This is a genomic window from Enorma phocaeensis, assembly GCF_016901575.1.
Classification (GTDB): domain Bacteria; phylum Actinomycetota; class Coriobacteriia; order Coriobacteriales; family Coriobacteriaceae; genus Limicola; species Limicola phocaeensis_A.
The window spans coordinates 12,951-37,900 of sequence record NZ_JACJKQ010000018.1 but is presented as its reverse complement, the minus strand read 5'-3'; the positions used below and the strand labels follow the sequence as shown (position 1 = coordinate 37,900).

Genomic DNA, 24,950 nt, shown 5'->3' with positions numbered 1-24,950 from the left:
ATACCTCAGGTAGCTTCGCCATGTCGTCAACGACGACTAACAGGCGTTATTCTATCATCAGCCATTTTTTGGTGAACTAGATAGAGCCCCTGCGACTGAAGATGGGCCGAATGGTCGATGGGTCACTGTAGGAGATGGGAACTCATTAACCGCACCGTTTGATAAAGAGAGGGGCCGAGAGTTCCATCTCTTGGCCCCTCTATCGTTTGCGAAGCACCCTGTGGTGTAAAACTGGAGTATGGAACCTCTCGAGCTGTCAATAAACCATCATTTATCTGGCGTTCTAGTTCCTGAGGCAGATGTTGCCGTGGCAGATAAAGAGAATGCGGTGCATCGGCGCGCCTTTCTAGGTGGTTGATTGGGGACGGGGTCGTTTCGTCTCATTTTCTCTCGCCTCGGCATCGCCGCCTGCGGCCGCGGCAAAAAGGGTCAAAACGCCACCATCGCGAGGACCCAAACGGCGGCGTGGCCATACGCTCGATCGCGCCTCGGCAAGCAGCGTGCCAGCGCGGCATCGTGCGGGCGGTCGCTTTTTGCCCGTGAACGGCGCGGCAGGCAAAAGATTCTTGACTGTGTTCCGACAACACATCCCACCATCGACGGCGTCAGTACAACGCCGCATCGTCCAGACGCTTGTCAGGGCGGCGGCGAGCGAGAGGGCACCGCATCGCGCGTGCCGCACGTATGGGAAGGAGTGGGGAATATGGCACAAGCTGTTGGGGCCGCGGCGCCGCGTCGCATCGGGAAGCGCGAAATCGGCTTCATCGCCGGCATCATCGTCTTTTTGCTGGTAAAGTTTCTGCCGCTTGGCGGCCTCAGCGAGACCGCGCTTTCTGAAGGGGGCCAAACGTGTTTGGCGCTCACGCTGGGAACGGTGGTGTGGTGGGCCTGCGGCGTGGCGCAGCCCGGATATGTGGGCGTGCTGTACTGCGTGCTGCTCATCCTCTTTCAGGTGTGCACCGATGACGCCGGCAGCCCAAGCCTGTCTGCGACCGTTGCGAGCACATTTAGCTCTTGGACCAAGGCGACCATGTGGCTCGTCATCGGAGTCTACCTCATCGCCTCGGCCGTCAAGGACTCCGGCCTTGGCGAGCGCATCGCCTATGCGTTTATGCTCCGTTTTGTGAAAGGCTACAAGAGCCTCGTCATCTCGATCTTTGCGTTGACGCTCATCTTGTCGCTTCTGATCCCGCATCCCTTCCCGCGCGCCTTTCTGATTCTCGCCGTGGTGTCGGTGATCGCGTCGTCAGCCAACTATGGTGATGATGACAAGGCAAAGCTCGGCTTCTTGGTGTTTGCCGCGGCTCCTGCGGCGTCGACCTTCTTTCTCACCGGCGACTCCACGCTGAACCCGCTCGTTGCGCAGTACAGCGCCGAGGCAGGCGGCGCCAACCCGGGCTTCATCGATTGGTTTTTGTACATGAGCGTCCCCATGCTGGTGGCCTTGCTCGCCACCATGGTGCTGGGACTGCTGCTTGTTCAGGGGGAGTACGACGTTTCCATAGCCGCGTCGCCCATTGCTGCCGACGGGACGGTCTACACGATAGACGGCGCGTCGCAGCACCTCTCGTTTGTTGCCGAGGATGCCGCTGCGGGCGAGTTGCCCGCATGCTCCTTCTCGCTTGCTCCCGTTGCGGCGGCCGAGGTGACAGACGACCAGATCGATGCGGCCTGGCGCTATGCGGCGGACGACGCTTCCGAAGGTGCGCCGGATGCTCAGGCGTTGCGCACGGCTGCCGAAAAGCGTCGCGACGACGCCGTCAGAGCTGCCGAAGCTGCTCGGCAGGAGGCGGCTCGCAAGGCTGCCGAAGAAGCCCGCCATGTAGTTGCGGACTCTTTCGAGCTGTATCTGCCTGCCTATTGGGACGGGCGCGTCGAGGCCGACGTCGAAGGCGACAGCGTGACCGTCAGGTCTTCGGAATATCGCAGGCTCGATATCTGCACCATCACCGTGCAAGACGGCCCCTCGCAGGTGATGGGCGACATTGCCACGTCATGCATGGGCAGCGTCCCGCTCGGTGGGGGCAAATATGCCGTCGTGTGGGCAAATCGCTGGGCCTATATCATCGGCGACGCCTATATGCGCAACTCATCCGATCCGTCTGACTATTACTCGTTGGACGAGGCGAGCGAGATCGTCGACCTCCAGACGGGTGGAGCATATACCTATATCGAGATACGCGATGACATGGTGGCGACCGATCGAGCCTCTGATTTGCTTTTTAGCAGCGACCCCTATCTCCAGGAAGTTGTTGTCAACGCCATCGAGCCGAGGTAGGCCAGTTCGTTTCCCACATGTTTCTTACGCTGTTTTTCCTGCTTGTTAGTGGCATCCGGTGCTCCAGAGCGCTATGCTGCCACATTGTGTGCGTAACTTTCTCGCATTAAGTTGCAAGGGGGAGGGGAATGGGTCCCCTCCGGTTGCGTCACACGGAAGGGGTATTGAACAAAACACACCGGAAGGAACCATCATGACGAAGCGATCTGCTGCAAATCGCCCTCTTATGGGAGCATGCTCCCGCCGCGATTTTCTCAAGCTCTCGGGAATCACGGCGTTTAGTGCGGGAGGGATGATGTTCCTTGCCGGATGCGGCCCCGCTGCTCAGGATTCTGGAACTGCCGACGAGGGTTCTGCCGAGAGCGACTCTTCAGAGGGCTCCGGCACGCTCGGCGACGGCACGACGCTGCGCGTGGGTATGGAAGCCGCCTATGCTCCCTATAACTGGCAGGTCAGCGAGGCGTCTGACTATACCATTCCCATCGAGAACGTCGACGGTGCCTACGCCGATGGTTACGACGTCCAGGCGGCCAAGGTCATCGCCGATGCGCTCGGCATGGAGGCCGTTGCCGTGAAGTGCGACTTCACGGCGCTCATCGACATGCTCAACAACGGCCAGATCGACATCATTTGTGCCGGCATGTCCGTGACGCCCGACCGTGAGGACTCTGCGATCTTCTGCAATTCCTATATCGACGACGACATCTCTATGGTCACCCGCAAGGACTCGCCCTACGCAAGCGCCACAACCTTTGCCGACCTCGCCGGCGCTTCGATCATGGGCCAGGCCGCCACGATGTACAACGACGTTATCGATCAGATTGCCGAGGTTGCCGACGTCAACCATATGACTCCGGCGGAGACCGTGCCGGCCGTGGTGGAGAGCCTGTCCAGCGGCACCTCCGATGTCATCACCTACTCAATGCTGTCGGTGCCCAAGCTGCTCGAGACCTATCCTGACTTCGTGGAGCTGCAGATGACCGACAAGTTCGAGGGTTCCGAGATGCCTGACAACGCAGCGGTTGCCCTTGGCACCGACCAGTCGATCGTGGATGCGATCAACGAGGCCATCGACGGCATCTCTGAGGACGATCGCCAGCAGATGTGGAATGAGTGCATGGATCGCCAGCCTGCATAAAGCTTGCGGTCGCATGCGTGCAATAACGTACCAGGACGCAGGGGCGCGCGCCATATCCGGCGTGCGCCCGTATCCGTATCTATAACAAGAAGGAGAATCAATGGACTCCGCACTCACAGGGAAGCAGGACGCGCCGAGGCGGCGCGGCAGGCTTGCCTCGTTCGTGCTCGATGACCATCGCTACGTGCTGCTTGGCACGAGCGCGGTGGCGTTTCTCGGCATGCTGCTTTCAAGCCAGCCGCGACCTGCCATGAGCTTTCTTGCCCAGGCGTTTACGGTTGAGGTGGTCATGTATTACCTGCTTGTGGCCTGGTTGGTCGTGAGCGCGATCGCCCTGGTGTTCAAGCTGGCTAAGTGGCGCACCTATGCCGAGGTCTCTCCATTTACGCGACCTGCGGTGCGCCGCGTGCTGCGCTATGCATCCTATGTGGTGTGGGCGATTGTGCTCGTGTTGGTTGTCGACCGCGTGGTCATGGGCGTCGCCTCGGCATGGTCTGTGGCTGTTGCCGCGGCGTCGCAGGAGAATCCGCGCCGTCCCGAGCCCATGCTTGAGAGCATGTGCTACATCCTCTACCAGGGGCGTCAGACGTTTCTGACGGGATTCATCACCACGGTGGAGCTCGCGGTGTTTGGCACCGTCATCGCCTTTTTCCTGGCGCTGCTGCTCGTCTTCGCGCGCATCCAGACCGTCGACCGGCCCGATAACGACTTTGTTCGCTTTTGGAAAAAGGTGGGCGCAGGTTTTGCGAAGGCCTACAGCACGGTGGTGCGCGGCACGCCGATGATGGTCCAAGCCATGGTGCTTTATTATGGCATCTTTGGCTTGTTCCGCATGACGAGTCTCACCACGACACAGATCAACGGCATCTGGACCACCTTTTTGGCAGGCCTTGTTACCATCACGCTCAATTCCACTGCCTACATGATGGAGGTGCTGCGCGGCGGCATTGAATCGGTCGATGCCGGGCAGCTCGAGGCAGCCCGTTCCCTTGGTCTCTCGCAGTGGCAGGCCATGCGCAAGGTCGTCTTTCCTCAGGGCATCAAGTATGCAATCCCGGGCCTTTCCAACGAGCTTGTCATCAATATCAAGGATTCGTCGGTGCTCTCGGTCATCGGCACCTTCGATCTGATGTTTGCCACCACGACTGTGGCGGGCATCTACTATCAGCAGTTCCAGACGGCGCTCATCACCACAGTGGTGTACCTGTTCTTGACCATGCTGGCATCGTGGCTGCTGGGCAAGTTTGCCACGCGTTTTGATGTGAAGCCCGGACCTGTGCTGGGCACGTCCGATCAGCCCATCAAGGTCGAGGAGTAACCCATGGCACACAACACTGCAACCGAGCCCATGGTGCGAATCGAGGGCCTGCGCAAATCCTTTGGAAGCCTTGAGGTGCTGCGAGACATCAATCTCGACATCATGCCCGGACAGGTGGTCACCATCATCGGCGCGTCCGGTTCCGGCAAGTCTACGCTGCTGCGCTGCATCAACCTGCTTGAGACGCCTGATGCGGGACATGTGTGGTTCCACGGCGCCGATCTCGCCGCCGAGCACGTCGACGTGAACAGCCTGCGCGAAAAGATCGGCATGGTGTTCCAGGGATTCAACCTGTTCAACAATATGAACGTGCTCGACAACTGCACGCTCGCACCTGTGACGCTCAAGAAGATGAGCAAATCAGAGGCCGAGCGCGTCGCCATGGGGCATCTGGAGTCCGTGGGCCTTGCCGACTTCGCCCACGCAAATGTCAGCAACCTTTCTGGTGGCCAGAAGCAGCGTGTGGCCATTGCTCGCGCGCTGTGCATGAAGCCTGAAATCATGCTGTTCGACGAGCCCACGAGCGCCCTCGACCCCGAGATCGTCGGCGAGGTCCTCGAGGTCATGCGCAAGCTCGCCGCCGACGGCATGACGATGGTTGTGGTCACGCACGAGATGGCCTTCGCCAAGAACGTTTCCGACGAGGTCGTCTTTATGGACCGTGGCGTCATCGCCGAGAAGGGCGCGCCAAAGGATATGTTCACCGCGCCCAAGCAGCAGCGTACGCGAGAGTTCTTGTCTCGCTACCTGAGCGACTAGGGCCATGGGGTGATTCGGGCGCTCTGCCTAAGGGGCGTAGCGCCCTTGATTTCAGAGAAGTGTGGTTTCGGGCGTTATTGACGGTCGAACCATGTCGCGAGCGAACCGCGTGGCGCGCCTGATTGCGAGACGGGCGCGCCCCGCGTTTGATCGCCAGCCGCACATCCAGGGAATCTCGATGCTTTTGGTTGCCTGGGCTTTGCAGCAATGCGCCGCGCTCTATAAGTCGATGATTCATGAGCCGATGGCGGCCCGGAGACCGCCCGCGCTCACCCCTCCGTCGGCGGCCGCCGTCTCCCGGGCGTCCGCCGGCGCGGCGGCCTCGGGCGGAACCGGCCCGGGCACGCGAAAAGGCGCTCGCGAGAGGGCCTCGGGGCCGCGTCGGCTCGGTAATCGGCGTCTCCCTAGTGACGCCCGTAGCGATGGCAGCGATTCGGCGCTAGCGCTCTTCTTCTTTGAGCTTGTGGTTGAAGTCGCTGCAGACGAAGTCCATGAAATCTTGAGCGATTTTCGAGGGTTGTTCATCGCGCAGCCAGACGAAGCCTATGGTCGAGACCAGCGGCGGATCAAACGGTAGATACATGATGTCGTCGGCATGATAGGTGGAAACGAGGCGCCGGGATAACACGGAGACCCCCATGCGACGCTGAACCGCCTTTAAAATCATGCGGTGACGAGTATGACTGAGTGGCGCGTTGGGGTGGTAGCCACAGCGGCTGCAGGCCTCTAAGAACATCCTGGTAACTTCAGACTGACTTTCCAACAAGATAAACTGCTCGTTACGAAGCTCCCCCACAGAGACGCTCGTCTTTTTGGCGAGGGGGCTAGACGAAGGACAGACCAGTACCAGGTCATCTTGTACGATGGGACGATAAGAGAACCATCCCTCGTCAAGGAAATCGGTTCTTGCCAGGGCAATCTCAACTTTGTTGCGCTTGAGCTTATCCAAAAGGTCGGTCTGGTTTCGTTCAACAAACTGTATTTGTACCGAAGTGTTGCGTACCCAATATGAGCTGAACGAATCTGCAAAACCATACTCGTCCGAAAGCGGCAAAGCTCCGACGGTAAGCGTATACAGAGCATCCTTCTTGTACATTTTCAATCGAGACAGCTCGTGCTGATAGTCTGGCACCGCCTTTCTGGCGTAGGTGTAGAAATCGCGACCTGCCTGAGTGAGCTCGACGCCGTTACGCGTCTTCTTAAAAAGCTTTACGTCGAGTTCGCGCTCAAGTTGGGCCATCTGTTTCGAAAGTGATGATTGCGAAATGAATAGCTTTTCCGCAGCGGTCACAAACTTGCCAGTGTTAGCGACCGTGAGAAAGGCTTCAAGCTTGCGGAAGTCCACGGCCGCCTCCTTTGCATACTCTGCATGATCAAAGTAGCCCCAAGTACTCCACTGCTGCTTTCCATCCATACGGGTTCTCCTTGAATCTATCGTCAATTGACCTGCGGTTTATTTCGATATTCGCGTATCGACTTGCGAAAAACGAATAACTGCAGCTGAGGACTTCACGTTTCCATTATGGAAAGACGCCGTGCAATCAACGAACGAGATATGTGGATTTTTCGCAGCAAGATGGCACCAAGGCAGATTCGGACTTTGCGGAAAGGAGTCTCCATGCCAAAGGTGTATCAAGACCTGCGCTCGTTCCTTGAGGTGCTTGAGGAGGAGGGCCAGCTCGTCCACGTGACGAAGGAGGTCGACCCCGATACCGAAATCGGTGCGGCCGGCCGCGCGGCAAGCCGCCTTCCAAACGGCCCCGCCGTCATGTTCGACCACATCAAGGGCTATCCCAAGGGGCAGAGCGTCGTCACCAACGTCCATGGCTCCTGGGCAAACCATGCCCTCATGATGGGCATGCCCAAGAACACCTCCACCAAGGAGCAGTTCTTCGAGCTCAATCGTCGCTGGGATCTTTTCCCGGTCAAGCCCAACATCGTGTCGCGCGAGGATGCTCCCTGCAAGGAGAACACGCTGGAAGAGGGCGAGATCAACCTCTTTGAGCTTCTGCCGCTCTATCGCATCAACGAGCAGGACGCCGGCTGCTTCATCTCGAAGGCGTCCATCATTACGGGCGATCCCTCCGAGCCTGACAACTTCGATAAGACCAATGTCGGAACCTATCGTATCCAGGTCAAGGGCAAGGATCGCATCGGCATGCAGTGCCTGGCCATGCACGACATCGCCAAGCAGCTGTGGGAAGCCGAGAAGAAGAACGAGCCGTTCCCGGTGTGCATCACCCTGGGCAACGCGCCGCTCGTGACCTTCATGGCCTCCACGCCCATCTCGTACACGCAGAACGAGTATGAGTTCGTGGGCGCGCTCAACGGCGGCGTGCCGGCAGACATCGTCAAGTCTGACCTCTATGACCATCTCTATGTCCCCGCCGGCGCCGAGGTCGTGCTCGAAGGCCATATCGTGCCGCGCGTCCGCACCTGCGAGGGGCCGTTCGGCGAGTTCCCCGGATCCTACTCTGGCGCACGCCTGCAGTGCGAGGCAAAGATCACCCATGTGACCTATCGCACCAACCCCATCTTCGAGAATCTGTATCTGGGCATGCCTTGGTCCGAGATCGACTACCTCATGGCGCTCAACACCTCGGTGCCCATCTACAAGCAGCTCAAGACCGACTTCCCCGAGATCGTCGCCGTGAACGCCATGTACACCCATGGCATGGCGGAGATCATCTCCATGAAGCCGCGCTACGGCGGCCAGGCGACCGGTGCCGCCTTCCGCCTGCTCTCCACCCCGCACGGCATGCCGTACTGCCATGTGGTCATCGTCGTCGACGACGTGGTCGACCCGTTTGACCTCGACCAGGTCATGTGGGCGCTCTCCACGCGCGTCCGTCCGGACAAGGACGTCAAGGTGGTTCCCAACTGCGCCGGCATGCCGCTCAACCCAACCGAAGAGATTCCCGGCATCACCGCGAAGCTGATCATCGACGCCACCACGCCGGTCGACCCCGAGCCCAACAAGCGTTCCGTCGAGCTGCTTAAGGATCCTGTCAAGACGGCCGAGTACACCAAGATCATCGCCGACCTTATGGCAGCCAAGTAAGAGACGTACGTCATCAAGCAGGCGTATCAAAAAGGAGGAATGACTCATGCAATGCCCGCGTTGTGGTCATGAAGAGATTTCGACTATCGCTACGTCGCCTGTCGAGGGGGCGTGGGAGATGTATCAGTGCGACGTGTGCTTCTATTCCTGGCGTTCGACCGAGAATCCGCACGTCGATGATGTGTTCAAGCTGACCGACGAGAAGATTGCCAATCTTCAGGTCATCCCGCCCGTTCCGCCGCTCGAGGCGTAAGGGGCGCCCTGCCGAGATGACGGCGAGGGAAACGTGCTATTAGACGGGCCGGGCTCGGTCTTTCCTAAGGTCGGGTCCGGCCACGCTCTTTGCGTTCCCAGTCATCAACGGCATCGTCTTGCATTCCAGTGACTGAAAGGGGGACTCAATGAAGGTGACCAAACGAGAGATAGGCTTTCTCGCTGGCATCATTGTTGCCCTGATTGTGTGGTTTGCTCCATTGCCGGGCATCGAAGGTAAGGCGAAGCTTATGCTCGCCTTTACCCTCATGACGGTTATCTGGTGGGCTCTGCAGATTGCCCAGAACGGATACACAGCGGGCGTTTTGCTTGCGCTTATGTGTATCTTCCAGTTAGATGAGCCAGCAGAGATATTCTATGCGTGGACGGGCACCACTATGTGGCTGGTGATCGGTGCCTACCTCATTGCCAACGCAGTGAAGACCTCTGGTTTGGGCGAACGTATCGCCTACAACTACATGCTGCGTTTTGTTACAGGTTTCAAGAGCATCATCATCGGCATTTTCGTGCTTACGGCAATCCTGTCGCTGCTCATTCCGCATCCATGGCCTCGCGCCTTCTTGATCATGGCGGTGATGGCCGTCATTATCCAGAGTTCGGGCATTTCAAAAGCGGATGCCGTCAAGATTGGCTTTGCCGTGTTTGCGGCGTCGGTGCCCTGCTCGCTGATCTTCATCACAGGCGACGCCGTCATCAACCCGCTCGCCGCCTCCTATGCCGGCGGAGCCGACTTCATAACCTGGCTGCAGGTCATGGGCGTTCCCGCCATCATCATGAGCATCATTACGTTGGTACTGTTCTTGCTGCTGTATCGCCCGGAGAAGGATTACACGGTCGATAAGGATGCTATCCACGGCAAGCTTGCTGATATGGGAAAGATGAGCAAGGTTGAAATCAAGACCATCGTGTGGGTAGTCATCGCTATCGTGCTTTGGTTTACCGAGTCGATTCATGGCATCGATATCGGTTGGGTTACGTTTGCGGTAGGCATGCTCATGAGCATGCCTATCATTGGCGACCTGAACGCCGCCAAGGATTGGAGTGCCGTCCCCATCCACGTGCTCGTATTCCTGACCGCCGCGATGGCAATCGGTCACGTGGGCGCTGACACCGGAATGAACGCATGGATTGCCTCGTTCATGCCGACGTCTGTCCCCGACAACATGTTCCTCATCGCTGCTATCATCGTTGCTCTGTCTTTCGTGATTCATATGCTGCTCGGCTCTGTCATCGCCGTCATGGGCGTAGCGGTGCCGGCGATCCTGGCATTTGCGGAGCCTTTGGGCATCGACCCCATGGCCGCAACGATGATCTGCTATATGGCGGTTGCTGCGCACTACCTCTTCCCGTTCCAGCACCTCAATACGCTTGTTGGAGCAAGTCCCGATACGGGCAACTACACCCAGAAAGAGACTCTGAAGCTCGGCATCGCGCTCATTCCGGTGCTCTTTATCGTGGGTTGGCTCATGGTCGTGTGGTTCGGCATCATCGGTTTGGTGTGATGTAGCAGAAAGAAATGGCGAAGGCGGTGCGGCTGCTGCGCGGAATGCTTGGCTCAAGCGCCGCCCGCCTTGCTCCGCGTCTGGTTCGAGTGCATCTGCCGGGCCAGCGGGCGGCAAGGTCGACGCCGAAAGGGGAGCAAATGGGCAAGCAGCGGATTATCGTCGGTGTCAGCGGGGCTACCGGAGTGCAGCTGGCGCTGTACCTCATGCGGGCGCTTGCGGCCGTCGAGCATGTCGAGACCCACTTGGTGGTAAGCGACGGCGCCAAAAAGACGTGGGAGCTGGAATGCGCCACGCCTATCGAAGAGCTCTATGAGCTCGCCGACGTGGTGCATGACGCGCATAACCTCGCGGCGTCTATCTCGAGCGGCTCCTATGTGACCGACGGCATGGTGGTCATGCCGTGCTCGATGAAGACGCTGTCTTCCATTGCGAACGGATATGCCGACAATCTGGTGTCGCGTGCGGCCGATGTGTGTCTTAAGGAGGGGCGTCGCGTGGTGCTTGTGCCGCGCGAGATGCCGCTGGGGAAGATTCACGTGCGCAACATGCTTTCTGCCGCAGACGCGGGATGCGTCCTCGTTCCTCCCATGCTTACGTTCTACAACGGGCCTGTGACCATTGAAGACCAGATAAACCATGTGGTGGGTAAGGTCCTACGCCAATTTGGGATCGAGCCCACGAAGTTCCATGCGTGGGAGGGTGTCGAATAATCGAGGCGCGGCTACGACCCATCCTACCCCCCCAGCCGGCCTGGCATCCTTCCACGCCTCCCCATGCGGAAGCGGCGTGCTGCACATCCGTCCTCCTCGGCGTATGCCAGCAGCCCCGCATAGGACCGAACGCTTTGATCAAAAAGGAGGAGCATCATGTCTACTAAAGTAAACGACCTCCGGAGCGCACTCGAGCTTTTGCAAGAGATTCCTGGGCAATTGGTCGAAACCGACGTAGAGGTCGAGCCGTTGGCCGAGCTCTCGGGCGTCTATCGCCATGTCGGCGCCGGCGGCACCGTCATGCGTCCCACCAAAGAGGGTCCCGCGATGATCTTCAACAACGTGAAGGGGCATCCCGGCGCGCGCGTCGTCATCGGCCTCCTTGCCAGCCGCAAGCGCGTGGGATACCTGCTTGACTGCGATCCCAAGAAGCTGGGCTTCATGCTCAAGGATGCCGTGAACGCGCCCATCGCGCCGGTCGTCACCGATGAGCCCGCGCCGTGCCAGGAAGTCGTCTACAAGGCCGACGACCCCGACTTCGACATTCGCAAGCTCATCCCCGCCCCCACCAACACCGAGGAGGACGCGGGCCCCTATATCACGATGGGCATGTGCTATGCGACCGACCCCGAGAACGGCGACACGGACATCACCATCCACCGTCTCTGCCTGCAGAGCAAAGACGAGATCTCTATGTACTTCGTCCCCGGCGCCCGCCACCTCACCGTCTTCCGCGAGAAGGCGGAGGCGGCGGGAAAGCCCCTGCCCATCTCGATCTCCATCGGCGTGGACCCCGCCATCGAGATCGCCGCGTGCTTCGAGCCGCCCACAACGCCGCTCGGCTACGACGAGCTTGGATGCGCCGGCGCCATCCGCGGCGAGGCGGTGAAGCTGGCCCAGTGCCTCACCATCGATGAGAAGTGCATCGCCAACGCCGAGTACGTCATCGAGGGCGAGCTCCTGCCGGACGTGCGCGTCCGGGAGGACCAGAATACCGATTCGGGCAAGGCCATGCCCGAGTTCCCGGGGTATACCGGCGGCGCGCAGGCAGCGCTCCCCGTCATCAAGGTCAAGGCGGTCACCACGCGCAAGAATCCCATCATGCAGACGGTGATCGGCCCCTCCGAGGAGCATGTCTCCATGGCGGGCATCCCCACCGAGGCGTCCATCCTCACCATGGTCGAGCGCGCTCTTCCCGGCAAGGTCCAGAACGTTTACGCGGCGTCGCCGGGCGGCGGCAAGTATATGGCCGTGATTCAGTTCAAGAAGACCATCCCCTCGGACGAGGGCCGTCAGCGCCAGGCGGCGCTCCTGGCTTTCTCGGCGTTCCCCGAGCTCAAGCACGTGTGGCTGGTCGATGAGGACGTCGACCCGTTCGACATCGGCGACGTCATCTGGGCCATGAACACCCGCTTCCAGGCAGACACCGACGTCATCACCATTCCCGGCGTGCGCTGCCATCCGCTCGACCCGTCGAACGACCCCACGTGTGACCCGTCCATCCGCGACCACGGAATCGCTTGCAAGACCATCTTTGACTGCACGGTGCCGTTCGACCAGAAGCACCGCTTCCAGCGCTCAAAGTTCAAAGATGTCGACCCGAAGCATTGGACGGACGCCTAAGGGCGAGGCGCTGGGACGTGAGTTCGCATGTGTTGGGGCGCGGCGCGTGCTGTGACGCTTGCGTGTAGAGTCGCTATACCCCCGATACTTGCTAATACGGTACGTGTGAGCACGTGCCCGGCGGCGTGGCTGCCGGGCACGTTGTGTAAAGGAGGGCAACATGGAGACGCGGACCTTCTGCGTGGGCGAGGGGGCGTTCAAGCTTGAGGTGACCATGGTCGATACCGGCCGTGGAATCACGGTTGCCGTCGGGTCGGCTGCGCCGGGAGCTGCCCATGTTGGAGCGACCGCGCAGGCGATCCCGAGGCCCGAGCCGGACCGCACGGCAACGGTGAGCATCCTGGCGGTCCCGTGCCATCGAGACGAGGTGCCCGCGCACGACATCGCCGCCGCGGTCGCCACCGAGCTGAAGGTGCCCGTGAGCGTGACGTGCGGGATACACATCGACCATGCAACGAAGGAGGACATTGCGCGCCTGGTGGAGACTGCGCGCGACGTCGCTCGGGCGGTGGTCGAGCGCTCCCGCGCCATCGAGCGGGCCCGCTGGGACGACGAGGACCAGGTGGTTGCCGTCTCGCGTTCCGGCGACCCCATCGGCCCCGTCGACCGTCTCGCGGCTCATGAGGGCGAGGGGATCTTGCACCAAGCGTTCTGTACGCTGCTGGTCGAGGGCGACCGGTCCGTGCCTCGCCTGGTCCTGTGCCGCCGCAGCCCCATGAAGCGCCTGTGGGGAGGTGTGCTCGCCGACACATGCGCCGGGCATCCTCACGTCGGTGAGGACTTGCGGGTTGCCGCCGAGCGCCGGCTGTCGGAAGAGATCGGGACGACGACGGAGCTTACTCAACTCGGACATGTCATCTATCGCGAGGACCATGGCGACGGCCGCTGCGAATGCGAGTGGTGCGGCGTGTTCGTGGGACGCATGCCGGCCGACATGCGCGTGAACGAAGAGGAGGTGTCCGAGGTTCGCCGCGTGTCGCTTCCAGAGCTCGAGGGGTACCTTGCGGGGCGGCCCGAGCAACTTGCTCCTTGGACCCGCCTCGCGCTCGAAGACCCCGAGGTTCGCGCCGGCCTGGAGCGTTACGTCTCAAGCATCTAGGAGCCGCTCGGCATCAGTTATCCGTATCAGTTATCCGTATGCGACGGCGCTGTCTGGCGGGAATATGCGCGACATCGGGGACGCCATGGTCGACGGCCGTCGGGGCGTGCTTGGCTTGACGGCGTTCCGGCGGGCGCTTCTGCGGGCGGCGCGACGACACAACGAAGGGGGGAGCCATGAAGCTCTCGTATGCACACACCGGCATTCCCACGACCCGTCATCTGGGCGGGATGCGCTATGCGCCGCCCATGAAGCTGTGGATCTCCGATCCGGCGCTTTCGCCGGACGGAATCGAGTACCTCTTCTTTGAGGACGGATCGCCTGCGCCCGAGATGATGAAGTCCACCACGCATGTCGCGCTGACAACCGACGACCTCGATGCCGCGGCGGCGTGGTGCGACGAGGTCGTGCTCGGCCCCTTCGAGGACGAGCCTGCGCCGGGCGTGAAGCAGGATGTGCTCTTTGCTCGTAAGGACGACCTGCTCATCGAGTTTTGCTGCCCTAAGTAGCCGGCGGTTCCCGAGATGCGTGCGGCGGGGACGCCGCTCCGTTTTGCCGTGCGGTGCCACGCGGCGGCGTCGCTTGGGTACGATAAGGGAGGCGGTTTTTCCGTCGCCCATAGGCCTTACGTCGCAAGGAGCTCCCATGTCAATCATCACGATCCAAAACGGCGGCGTCGCAGCCCGCATCGACACGCTCGGCGCCCAGCTCACCAGTCTTGCGCGCGACGGGCGCGAGTACCTGTGGCAGGCCGATCCCCGCTGGTGGAACCGCCATGCGCCCGTGCTCTTTCCCATCGTGGGCTCCATCCGCGGCGATCAAGCGGTCTCGCAGCAGGGTCCCGTCAAGCTCGGCCGCCACGGCCTTGCACGCAACTATGAGCACGCCGTTGTGCGCCAGGACGATTCCTCGGTGACCTTCGAGCTGGTCGATTCGCCCGAGACGCGCGCCGACTATCCGTACGCCTTTAAGCTCAACATGACCTATGCGATCTCGGGGGACGGCGCTTTCACGCAGGCGTTCAGGGTCGAGAACACCGGCGCAGTCGAGTTGCCGTTCTCCGTGGGCGGCCATCCTGCCTTCAACGTGCCGGCGCCCGGCGCCGGGGACGAGGCGTTTGAGGACTATGCGCTCGAATTTGCAGAGCCGTGGACCTTTGACTCCGCCACCATCACCGATGGGGGCTTGCTCACCTACGATGTCATGAATCCGCTGCTGAAGGATTCTGACCGACTGCCGCTCTCACGTGATCTTTTCCGCTATGACACCGTGATGCTCGAGGACGTTCCTGCAAGCACGGTGACCCTGCGCGGTTCGAAGAGCGGGCACGGGGTGCGCGTCGACTTCGAGGGCTTCAAGTATCTGGGTGTCTGGTCTGCTGCCGGCGACGCCCCCTTTGTTGCCCTTGAGCCGTGGACGGGCCACGCCACCTTGACAAGCGAGGACGACGTCTTCGAGCACAAGCGCGACATCACGGTGCTTGCCCCGGGCGCGGTTGACGAGCGCTCTTTCTCGGTAACGTTGCTGTAGGGAAAAGCGCCCGCCAGAGATGCGTGCGCTCCGCCTGCATGGAAGGGCGGAGCCTGACGTTGGCTGGTCTCATATGGGCGGGGCAACCGCTTCGTTTCAGATGTTGCATATGACAGGCGGGCATCCGCCGTCGCTCCGAGCCGCCTCGCCGACGCGTGGGGGCGCAGCGGCGGCGGATGCGCTACAGTAGGCGCCGAAGGGGGACAAACGAGCGCGGCCGTTGGTTGGCCGGCGCTGGGGGATAGGAGAGCCATGGCTGCTCAGGCACCGGGAAAGGGGCGAAAGGCACCCGTGGGGGCAGGGGGCGCGTCGCGCGCTCGAGGAAAAAAGCCGTCGCGGGCAGACGTCCCGCGCATCGGCTCGGCGGCATCATCTGCTTCGCAGAATCGCGGCGGGGCATCGGCTCGTCTGGGCGGGCAGCGACCGACGCCCCGGCGTGCCCAGCAACATGTCAATCGGCGACGCTACGGATACCCGACGGTGAGCGAGCGCCTCGCCAAGAGCTCTCGCCGCATGGGCCCTGGCAAAAGCAGGGTAATCGGCTCGAAGATCCAGCACAACGCCTCCCTTGGATATATCAGCCGCGGCCGCAGGGGGTCGCGCAGGCGCGCCGCTCGCGCGGGCGCCATCAAGGCGGTTCCCTACGCTTTGGGAGTGGTGGCTGTCGTTTTGGCGTTATGGGGCGTGGGCACGCTTGTCCAAAACGGCCTCACGCCTCCCGCGATCTTGGCGGGCGGCGGTGATGCCGCTGCGCCGGCGACTGCCTTGGGGCGGGGGCTTGCACGCGGCATCGCGGTCCCTCCCGATCAGGCTTCGCTGCGAGCGCAGGCGCCCGACGCCGTGGTCCTGGGCGCGGGGTCTGCCACCGCAAGCGGCGAGGGCCGCGTCAGCTTCTCTGCCGTCGGCGACAACATCGCCAACGCAAACCTGCTCGAGCTCGCTGATGCTGCCGCGGGCGACGTGGGCGACGACCAGTACGATTTCAATGCGTTCTACGACGGCATCCGCGATGCGGTGCAATCGTATGACATCTCGTTCATCAACCAGGAGACCACGCTGGGCGGTCCGGACCGGTATGGATACAACGGGTATCCCAGCTTCAACACTCCCGACTCGATGGCGGACGCTATCGCAGCGGCGGGCTGGGACGTCGTATCGATCAATTCGAACCACACCTACGATACCGGTGAGCCGGCGGTCCAGCATTCTCATGGGGTGTGGGCGGGAAAGGCCGATGCCCTCATTGCGATCGGAAGCTTCGCCAGCGCCGAGGAGCGTGCGCGCGTGCGTATGGTCGAGCGTAACGGCGTGCGCATCGCGTTTCTCGCATACTCCTACGGGCAAAACGGATACGACCAGGAGGATTTGCCAAACGACTACTATGCCGTGCCCTATGTGAAAGAGGCCATGCAGCAAGAGGTCGCCCGTGCGCATGAGGTTGCCGATGCGGTGGTGGTCTATATGCATTGGGGAACGGAGTACGACCATGCCCCGGATGAGGCCCAGCGCGCCTGGGCCCAGGAGCTTGCCGATGCCGGCGTCGATGTGGTGGTGGGAAGCCACGCCCATGTGATCCAGCCGATGGAATGGCTTGAGGGCGCCGGTGGCAAAACCCTTGTGGTCTATGGTCTCGGAGATGTGTGGAGCGGATATCACGATAAGCCCGAGTGCGTGCTGTCGGGCATGATGAGCTGCGATTTCGTGCGGCTCGACGCCGACGCCGCCAAGGAGGCGGGCCGAAAGGTCTCGGTCGAGAACGTCGTCTGGCACCCGCTCATCGAACACTGGCAGGATGGGGTCGATACCGTCTATCAGCTCTCCGACTACACCGAGGAGCAGGCCCGCTCCAACGAGCTCCTCGCAGGGCTCGACGATCCCTATGCCTGGATGCAAGATCTTACCAGGCAGGTCATCGGAGAGGACTTCGCCATCGATATGTAGCCGCCGCGCTCGGCTTCCGAAGGCAGCCTCGGGCAGGCGGTTCCTGGCGGGCGGTTCTCGAGGACAGCCCCTGGTAGGCATTTTCTTGTGCAGAATGGACGCTTGCGGAATCTTCTTATGCAGAACGGCCGCTAAGCGCCCGTTTTCAGCCCCTTATCGTCCATTCTGCACAAGAAGTCTCTCAGATGCGTCCAAAATGCATCAGAAGATCGGTGGGGCGGTGGATCGCGGGGAGATGGGCCGTGGGACGACGGGCCGTTGGGTGAAGGACCGCGGGGAGATGGACCGTGGAGCGGTGGGCCGTGGGGCAACGGGCCGTGGGGTGATTGTCGGGCGGGACGCTGGCCGGTGGAGCGCGCGCCAGCGGAGTGATGGCTGCCGGGACGATGGCCGACGGGCCGGTGGCGGGCCGGCGGGTGGTATCCGTGGATTTTGCCCATCTTGATGCCTACGACCTTGCCCTATGACTTCCGCTGGGTATGATAGGTGGTCGAGAGAAAGGGCCTTTGCGCGATGTATTTGAAGTTCGACATGTTCTAGCTGGGCTAGAGGCGGCCTTCCAGGCCATTTGACGTGCGGCTGTCGCCGCCCATTCACCTGCCGAACCCACGGCGCTCTGCGCCCTATCTGCAAAGGAAACCATTATGCGTGACAAACTTGAGAAGCTCATCGCCGCCTATGCCGAGCTTGAGCAGAAGCTTTCCGATCCCTCCGTCGTGGCCGACCAGAAGGAGTACATGCGCCTCGCCAAAGAGCATGCCCATCAGGCGGACCTCGTGGCGCGCGCCCGCGAGTACATCGCGGCGCTCGATGACATCGACGCGGCAAAGGAGATGCAGCACGACACGTCGGACCCCGACGAGAAGGCCATGCTCCAGGAGGACATCGCTGCCAACGAGGCCAAGCTTCCCCAGCTGGAGGAAGACATCAAGTTCATGCTCATTCCGGGTGACCCGAACGACGAGAAGAACACCATCGTCGAGATCCGCTCTGCCGCCGGAGGCGACGAGGCCGCGATCTTTGCCGGCGACCTGTACAAGATGTACCAGCGCTTCTGCGAGGCCAACGGCTGGAAGGTCGAGGTGCTCGACGCAAGCCCCAGCGATGCCGGAGGCTTCAAGAGCATCGAATTCAAGGTGTCGGGCGACAAGGTGTACTCGGTCATGAAGTACGAGAGCGGCGTGCACCGCGTCCAGCGCGTTCCCAAGACCGAGAGCCAGGGCCGCATCCAGACGTCGACTGCCACGGTGGCGGTGCTGCCCGAGGCGGACGAGATCGACATCCAGATCGACCCCGGCGACCTGCGCATCGATACCTACTGCGCGAGCGGCCCGGGCGGCCAGTGCGTGAACACCACCTATTCGGCGGTGCGCATCACCCACCTGCCCACCAATACCGTCGTGCAGTCCCAGGAGCAACGCAGCCAGATTCAGAACCGCGAGGTGTGCATGCAGATGCTGCGCGCTCGCCTGTATGAGATGGAGCTGCAGAAGCAGCAGGCCGAGCTCGGTGCCGAGCGCCAGAGCCAGATCGGCCATGGCAACCGCTCAGAGAAGATTCGTACCTACAATCAGCCTCAGGATCGCGTGACCGACCATCGAATCGGGTTCAACTCCACGTACAACGGCGTGCTGCTGGGCGACCAGCTTGCGACTGTGATCGACGCCCTTGCCGCCGCCGACCGAGCCGAAAAGCTTGCCCAGGCGGTCTAAGTTCCGGCCATATGGATGTTTCATGAGGACGCCCCGGCACGCCGGGGCGTTTTTTCATGGCGCGTTTGAGACCTCGATGCTTGCGAAGCGCCGGTCGCGGCGGGTGAAGGGCGCCGCGGTTAGATTTTGGGAAGATGGCGGCAAGGTTTTCAGCAGATGCGGAGAGAATTCGGTAAGACGTCGCGCGTACATTAGAATCGCCTGCGGAGACCATATGTGTTAGGGGAGCTCATGGACGAGATCTGGACTATCAAGCGCTGCATGGAGTGGACGGAGGGCTTTTTGGGCCGCTGCGGCGAGGAGCGTCCGCGGCTTGCCGCCGAGTGGCTGCTCGGCATGGCGACGGGCTTCAAGCGCATCGACCTCTACATGAATATGGATCGCCCCCTATCGTCCCAGGAGCTTGCGGTCATGCATGATGCGGCGGTGCGTCGCCGTGGCGGCGAGCCGCTCCAATATATCTTGGGAGAGACGTCGTTCCGCACCATCGACGTTACCTGCGAGCGCGGCGTGCTTATTCCTCGGCCAGAGACCGAGATGCTTGTAGAGCTGGTGCTCGAGTACCTTGACCGCGAGATACTGGGGCCCATGCAGCCCGCTTTGCGCCGAGAGCGCGTGGAGCTGCCCTGGAACGCCGAGGTCGACCAGGCCCGTCAGGAGGAGCGCGCGCGTCTTGCAGAGGAGAAGCGCGCCGCCGGTGCGGGGGAGGTCCCTGACGCGGCCGGGGGCGAGCCGGGCGCCGCTGCCGAGGCGGAGGACAACGGGCCTGCCGCCGAGATGTTGGAGACGGGCGATGCCGGGGCAGCCGAGGCACCCTCTGATGTCCAAGACGCTGAGGGGAACGGCGGCGTGGGACATGTTCGCCGCGCGCGCGTGCTCGAGGTCGGATGCGGAACGGGATGCATCTCGCTTTCGATTGCCTCCGAGCGCGCGGGTCGCGTGCTTTGCGTTGCCACCGACATCGACGCCCATGCAGTCGGCCTCGCGCGTCGCAATCGCGAGCGGCTCGGAATCTCACCCGACAAGGTCGATATTCGCCAGGGCGACCTTACGGCTCCTGTTACCGCCGACGAGCTGGGAACCTTCGATGTTTTGGTCTCCAACCCTCCCTACATTCCTTCGCGGGTCATGCCCACGCTTCCCGTCGAGGTTCGCGATTTCGAGCCGTCGCTTGCCCTCGATGGCGGCGAGGACGGACTTGACATATTCCGCCGCCTCCTTTCGGCGGCGCCGCGCATGCTGAGCCCTGGCGGGCTTCTTGCCTGCGAGCTTTTTGAAGATGCCCTCGATGTGGCTGCAGGGCTGTGCCGAGCCGCGGGCATGGAAGATGTGCGGGTGGCCTCTGACCTTGCGCGGCGACCTCGTTTCGTGCTCGCGCGCATGCCTCGTCTCTAGGGCCGCTCGGGCAATCAGGTCTCGCCCTGACAGGCCTTCGATTGCCTGGATCGGCTCGTGCCGGACCAAAAGACCGGTTGCGAACCATCCAACCAACATAATTTGTTCCCTTCACCGGAAACTGAGCCCCGTCTGCGAGGTGGGTGCCCTTTGCACGCTCCAGATCGCCTGGCGCGTGAGACAATGCCCCGTGCATGATTGGCAGGAAGACTCGCGTCACGCACGACGGCCGACACGGACTTTGGCGTGTCGGACGCTCGCTGCGCGCGCAGAAGATGGGGGACTGGGCGAAAACCGATGCAGAGGCTTTATCGAATCGACGGAGAGGCGAGGCGCCCGCACGGTCTGGCGGTGAATGATGCCGCGCGCATGCTGAACGCAGGCGGGTTGGCGCTCATCCCAACCGAGACCGTCTATGGCATCGGCGTCGCGGTAGCCGCCGCTGCCCGAGGCGGCGACGAGCTGCCTCCGGAGGGATCGGGATACCGTCGCATCTTTTCGGTAAAGCGCCGCGATCTCGCGCAGACCGTCCCCTGGCTTGTCGGCGGTCCGGAGGACCTTGATCGATATGGGCGCGACATCGACCCTGCAACCCGCGCGCTTGCTCGAGAGCTGTGGCCCGGCGCCCTCACGATCGTGATCAAGGCAAACGAGCGCGTGCCCGCCTTCATGCAGGCGTCCGATGGGACCGTGGCCCTGCGTGCGTCGCGTTCTCCCGTCGTCGCGGCGCTTGTTCGTGCCTGCGCCTGCCCGCTGGCCGTCACGAGCGCCAACACGCATGGAAACCCCGCCCCGGCAGCCTTTGCCGACGTTGAACCCGAGGTGCTTGCCGGCGTAGACATCGCTATCGATGCCGGCGCCACGCCCTGCCGGGATGCCTCGACGATCGTCTCGCTCGTCTCGGGCTCGTTGCAAATCATTCGTCAGGGGGCGCTGCCCGCCGCGGAGATCGAGCGCGTGGTGGCATCTGCACAGACCCCTCCTGGCGACGACGGTGCCCGGGCGCTTTAGAAAAAGGTGCAAGATGGCAATCTCGCTGCGCGACCTCAATTTGGTGCAGAACGATTTCTCCTACGAAAGCGGCTATATCATGGCGCTCGACAGCGGCACCACCTCGGTGCGCGCGGTCATCGTCGACGAGTATGGCTGCATCGTTGCTCAGGCGTCGCGTCCGCTCAAGACCACGTATCCGCATTCCGGCTGGGTCGAGCAGGACCCTATGGAAATCCTTGCGTCCCAGATCGCGGTCATGATCGAGGTCCAGTACAAAAGCGGTATCCATTCTGACAGCATTGCCGCGGTGGGCATCTCCAACCAGCGCGAGACCACGGTGGTGTGGGATCGCGAGAGCGGCCAGCCCATCTACAACGCCATCGGCTGGCAGTGCCGCCGAACGGCTCCCATCGCCGATGCGCTCGTCGCCGAGGGCCACGCGGACACGATTCGGGCAAAGACGGGGCTTACCCCCGACGCCTACTTCTCTGCGACCAAGATTGCCTGGATTTTGGACAACGTGAGCGGCGCGCGCGAGCTCGCCGAGGCGGGAAGGCTGGTCTTTGGCACCATCGACACCTGGCTTGTCTACAACCTGACCGGCGGCTTGGTGCACGCGACCGACTATACCAACGCCAGCCGTACCATGCTCTTCAACATCCACACCCTCGACTGGGACGATGAGTTGCTGGAGCTTCTGGACATCCCGCGCGCGATGCTGCCCGAGCTGCATGAGAGCGCGAGCGACTATGGCCGGGTGTCGAGTGAGGTCATGACCCATATGCCCCGCATCGCCGGAGTGGCCGGCGATCAGCAGGCGTCGCTCTTCGGGCACTGCTGCTTCAAGCCCGGCGAGACGAAGAACACCTATGGCACCGGCTGCTTCATGCTCATGAACACCGGCGACCGCGTGGTCGAGTCGCACCAGGGGCTCGTCTCCACCATCGGCATCGCCGAGGGCGGTAAGGTGAGCTACGCGCTCGAGGGGTCCATCTTCCACGCTGGCTCCACCATCCAATGGCTTCGCGACAAGCTGGGCATCATCTCGTCGGCTCGCGAGACGGCAGACATCGCGTCCTCGCGCCCGGACAACGGGGGATGCTATCTGGTCCCTGCCTTCAGCGGGCTTGGGGCGCCCTGGTGGGATTCGTCCGCCCGGGGCCTTATCTGCGGTCTTACCGGGGCGTCTGACCGCGCCACCATCGTGCGCGCCGCCTGCGAGTCCATGGCCTATCAGAGCTACGACGTGCTGCACGCCATGGAGGCGGACGCGGGCGTTCGTCTCGAGAGCCTCTATGTGGACGGAGCGGCCTCGCGCAACGAGTTCATCATGCAGTTCCAGGCGGACCTGCTGCAGATTCCCATCATCCAGTCCGAGTCCGTCGAGACCACGGCGCTGGGAGCCGCCTATCTGGCGGGGCTTTCGGTGGGTTTCTGGGAGGATCGCGAGGAGATCGAGCAGAATCGCGCCGTCGCGGACCGCTTCGACCCGAAGGGCGATGACGAGGTTCGCGCGCGCAACCTCGCCGGTTGGCACGACGCGGTGTCGCGCACGCGCGGGTCTCTATAGGCAGTCGCGCCGCGGCGCTGCCGCCCTGCTCATGCCGTGCCCGCGTCCCGCCGTTCCGCGGCTCGACGCGGGCCGCGTCATGTTACAGTACCTTTGTGTAGCACATCCTCTAGGGAAGGACGTCACATGCGTGTCGCCATCGCCGCCGACCATGGCGGGTTTGAACAGAAAGAGCAGCTCAAAGCCTATATCGCCGAGCTCGGTCACGAAGTCGAGGACTTTGGTACCACCAACGAGGGGAGCGTCGATTACCCCGACTACGCTCTTCCGGTCGCCCAGGCGGTCTCGAGCGGCAGCGCTGACCGCGGCGTGCTCGTATGCGGCACGGGCATCGGCATGGCGCTCACTGCCGACAAGGTTGCGGGCGTGCGGGCCTCGTCCATCACTTCGCCTCAGTTCGCCGAGCTTTTCCGCCAGCACAACAACGGCAACGTCGTGTGCCTCTCGGGCCGCTTCGTCGACCTGGACGTGAACAAGGAGATCGTGAAGGTCTTCCTATCCACGGATTTCGAAGGCGGGCGTCATGCCCAGCGCGTCGAGAAGATCATGGCGCTCGACGACTAGGTGCATGCGTTGCATGGGAGCGCCGGCGACGTGACGATTCGTCATGCCGGCGTTCCATGATGGACAGCTCGAGCGGGCGCGCGTGCGTTATCGTGGAAGGTGCGGTCCAGCTTGCTGTCATAGGTAGACACGGCCGCGCTGACCTGCGAATTGTGATGATTCGAAGCCGATTTGTCCGTTTGGCGCCCAAGCTGCGGAGCCGCGCCTTGCAATACGGGTTGTTTTTTCACCAGAGCTGGCTAGAATAGGCGGATGATGTTTACGGGCCCCTGCGGTCGCAGCTCGGGTTCGGGGACGGAAAGGTACGAGAGATGGCCCAGATCGATCTGCTCGCACACCTGCCCGCCGTCGTTCTCGGGGCGCTCGTAGGCATCTTCGCGTTCGTACCGTTGCTCCTGGCCCTGGTGCCGGTGCTTCGGCGCACATGCGATGCCAACATGGCGAAAGGCATGCTGGGGGTCATCGTCTCGTTCGCTATCCTGTTCGTGGCGGTGGTTGCCGTATACCTGGTTGCCCGCGATGCGCTCCTGCCGTTTTTGGTGGGGGAGCTGGGCGGCTTTTTCGTCTGTTGGGTTGCGGTCGCCATGGCGGTCATTGCCCACAAGGGCTGACCGAGCCCGACGGCCAGCGTGCCGTCGTGTCGGAAAGGTGGAATTGTGGAAGCATTCGAGAAGCTGTCGGGAGAGATTCAGCATCTCGTGGCCGAGTTTTCCTCGGCTCCGGTTGCCGGCGACCTTACCGTCGGCATCACGCAGTACTCGTTTTGGCTCTTGGTCGCTGCGGCGGTGTTCTGCATCTTGATCTTCGCGTTCGTGAAGAAGCAGACGCTCGTTCCGCACGGCACGTTCGTCAACGGCGTCGAATACGTCATCGAATACGTTGAGAACGACGTTGCCAAGGGCGTGGTGGGAACCAATTGGAAGAAACATTTCCCGTTCCTTGCCACGGTCTTCTTCTTCATTTTGGTCAATAACTTCATCGGCCTGATTCCTGGCATGAAGCCGGGAACGGGCGCCATCGGCTGCACGGCTGCGCTTGCGCTGTGCTCCTTCGTGTACTTTGTCTACTACGGCTGCAAAAAGCACGGCGTCATCGGCTACTTCAAGAGCCTCGCTCCTGCAGGCGTCGCCTTCCCCATGAATGTGTTCGTGTGGGTGATCGAGGTGTTCTCGCTGCTGCTGCGCCCCATTACGCTCGCCATCCGTCTGTTCTGCAACATGTTCGCCGGCCATATCGTCATGGGCTCGTTCTCCATCATGGCCGCGCTGTTTGCCGAACCCTTGCTCGAGCAGGCCACTGCGGCCACGATCGCGGGTGCCATCCCGAGCATCGCCTGGCTCGCCATCCTGCTGATCATCTACGCGGTCGAGCTCATCGTCGCGTTTGTCCAGGCCTACGTCTTCACGGTGCTCTCGGCTGTGTATATCCAGATCGCCGAGGCTGACGGCCACTAGTTTTCGCGCGAAACGCGCATCGCATGG

Annotated in this window: 21 protein-coding genes; 20 read left to right on the top strand and 1 reads right to left on the bottom strand. The window is 62.0% G+C overall.

Annotated features, from left to right (window positions below):
* Positions 1 to 703 precede the first annotated feature (703 nt).
* The 4 genes from H6A15_RS08605 (at position 704) to H6A15_RS08590 (ending at position 5,493) form a co-directional block, all read left to right on the top strand.
* Positions 704 to 2,278: an SLC13 family permease gene (locus H6A15_RS08605; RefSeq protein WP_204673344.1), complete on the top strand. Its 1,575-nt coding sequence runs from the start codon at positions 704 to 706 to the stop codon at positions 2,276 to 2,278.
* Positions 2,279 to 2,471: 193 nt separating this feature from the next.
* Positions 2,472 to 3,416, top strand: a complete 945-nt coding sequence (locus H6A15_RS08600) for a transporter substrate-binding domain-containing protein (RefSeq protein WP_204673343.1) — start codon at positions 2,472 to 2,474, stop codon at positions 3,414 to 3,416.
* A gap of 100 nt (positions 3,417 to 3,516) precedes the next feature.
* Positions 3,517 to 4,734 carry an amino acid ABC transporter permease gene (locus H6A15_RS08595; RefSeq protein WP_204673342.1) on the top strand — a complete coding sequence of 406 codons (1,218 nt, stop codon included), beginning with the start codon at positions 3,517 to 3,519 and terminating at the stop codon, positions 4,732 to 4,734.
* 3 nt (positions 4,735 to 4,737) lie between these two features.
* The gene (locus H6A15_RS08590) at positions 4,738 to 5,493 is read left to right on the top strand and encodes an amino acid ABC transporter ATP-binding protein (RefSeq protein WP_275060847.1); all 756 of its coding nucleotides are present in this window, start codon (positions 4,738 to 4,740) and stop codon (positions 5,491 to 5,493) included.
* A gap of 439 nt (positions 5,494 to 5,932) precedes the next feature.
* Here the strand turns inward: H6A15_RS08590 and H6A15_RS08585 are convergent, their stop codons facing one another.
* A complete protein-coding gene (locus tag H6A15_RS08585; protein WP_204673341.1) occupies positions 5,933 to 6,907 on the bottom strand; it encodes a LysR family transcriptional regulator in 975 nt (324 codons plus the stop codon).
* Positions 6,908 to 7,111: 204 nt separating this feature from the next.
* On the opposite strand from H6A15_RS08585, the gene H6A15_RS08580 reads away from it, so the two are divergent.
* The 16 genes from H6A15_RS08580 to atpB all read left to right on the top strand — a co-directional run bounded on the left by H6A15_RS08580 (position 7,112) and on the right by atpB (position 24,923).
* Complete coding sequence (locus H6A15_RS08580; RefSeq protein ID WP_204673340.1) at positions 7,112 to 8,554, top strand: non-oxidative hydroxyarylic acid decarboxylases subunit C; 1,443 nt, start codon at positions 7,112 to 7,114, stop codon at positions 8,552 to 8,554.
* Between the two features lie 46 nt (positions 8,555 to 8,600).
* Positions 8,601 to 8,807 carry a non-oxidative hydroxyarylic acid decarboxylases subunit D gene (locus tag H6A15_RS08575; RefSeq protein ID WP_204673339.1) on the top strand — a complete coding sequence of 69 codons (207 nt, stop codon included), beginning with the start codon at positions 8,601 to 8,603 and terminating at the stop codon, positions 8,805 to 8,807.
* Between the two features lie 148 nt (positions 8,808 to 8,955).
* On the top strand, positions 8,956 to 10,329 hold the full coding sequence (locus H6A15_RS08570) for an SLC13 family permease (RefSeq protein WP_204673338.1): 1,374 nt from the start codon (positions 8,956 to 8,958) through the stop codon (positions 10,327 to 10,329).
* 140 nt (positions 10,330 to 10,469) lie between these two features.
* A complete protein-coding gene (locus H6A15_RS08565) occupies positions 10,470 to 11,042 on the top strand; it encodes a UbiX family flavin prenyltransferase (RefSeq protein WP_204673337.1) in 573 nt (190 codons plus the stop codon).
* Positions 11,043 to 11,198: 156 nt separating this feature from the next.
* Complete coding sequence (locus H6A15_RS08560) at positions 11,199 to 12,665, top strand: UbiD family decarboxylase (protein ID WP_204673336.1); 1,467 nt, start codon at positions 11,199 to 11,201, stop codon at positions 12,663 to 12,665.
* A 160-nt stretch (positions 12,666 to 12,825) separates the two neighbouring features.
* The gene (locus H6A15_RS08555; protein WP_204673335.1) at positions 12,826 to 13,764 is read left to right on the top strand and encodes an isopentenyl-diphosphate Delta-isomerase; all 939 of its coding nucleotides are present in this window, start codon (positions 12,826 to 12,828) and stop codon (positions 13,762 to 13,764) included.
* Between the two features lie 176 nt (positions 13,765 to 13,940).
* Positions 13,941 to 14,273: a hypothetical protein gene (locus H6A15_RS08550; RefSeq protein ID WP_204673334.1), complete on the top strand. Its 333-nt coding sequence runs from the start codon at positions 13,941 to 13,943 to the stop codon at positions 14,271 to 14,273.
* Positions 14,274 to 14,409: 136 nt separating this feature from the next.
* Positions 14,410 to 15,294, top strand: a complete 885-nt coding sequence (locus H6A15_RS08545; protein WP_204673333.1) for an aldose 1-epimerase family protein — start codon at positions 14,410 to 14,412, stop codon at positions 15,292 to 15,294.
* Positions 15,295 to 15,546: 252 nt separating this feature from the next.
* Positions 15,547 to 17,235 (top strand): CapA family protein, encoded by a 1,689-nt coding sequence (locus tag H6A15_RS08540; RefSeq protein ID WP_204673332.1) that lies wholly within the window; start codon positions 15,547 to 15,549, stop codon positions 17,233 to 17,235.
* 644 nt (positions 17,236 to 17,879) lie between these two features.
* Positions 17,880 to 18,947: a peptide chain release factor 1 gene (gene prfA, locus H6A15_RS08535; RefSeq protein WP_204673331.1), complete on the top strand. Its 1,068-nt coding sequence runs from the start codon at positions 17,880 to 17,882 to the stop codon at positions 18,945 to 18,947.
* A gap of 231 nt (positions 18,948 to 19,178) precedes the next feature.
* Positions 19,179 to 20,342, top strand: a complete 1,164-nt coding sequence (locus H6A15_RS08530; protein ID WP_204673330.1) for a N5-glutamine methyltransferase family protein — start codon at positions 19,179 to 19,181, stop codon at positions 20,340 to 20,342.
* A gap of 297 nt (positions 20,343 to 20,639) precedes the next feature.
* A complete protein-coding gene (locus H6A15_RS08525; protein ID WP_204673329.1) occupies positions 20,640 to 21,353 on the top strand; it encodes an L-threonylcarbamoyladenylate synthase in 714 nt (237 codons plus the stop codon).
* A gap of 13 nt (positions 21,354 to 21,366) precedes the next feature.
* Positions 21,367 to 22,905, top strand: coding sequence for a glycerol kinase GlpK (glpK, locus tag H6A15_RS08520; protein ID WP_204673328.1), 1,539 nt, complete (start codon positions 21,367 to 21,369; stop codon positions 22,903 to 22,905).
* A 126-nt stretch (positions 22,906 to 23,031) separates the two neighbouring features.
* A complete protein-coding gene (rpiB, locus tag H6A15_RS08515; RefSeq protein WP_204673327.1) occupies positions 23,032 to 23,469 on the top strand; it encodes a ribose 5-phosphate isomerase B in 438 nt (145 codons plus the stop codon).
* 311 nt (positions 23,470 to 23,780) lie between these two features.
* Positions 23,781 to 24,080, top strand: coding sequence for a hypothetical protein (locus H6A15_RS08510; RefSeq protein ID WP_204673326.1), 300 nt, complete (start codon positions 23,781 to 23,783; stop codon positions 24,078 to 24,080).
* Between the two features lie 45 nt (positions 24,081 to 24,125).
* Positions 24,126 to 24,923 (top strand): F0F1 ATP synthase subunit A, encoded by a 798-nt coding sequence (gene atpB, locus H6A15_RS08505; RefSeq protein ID WP_204673325.1) that lies wholly within the window; start codon positions 24,126 to 24,128, stop codon positions 24,921 to 24,923.
* The last annotated feature ends 27 nt before the right edge of the window (positions 24,924 to 24,950 follow it).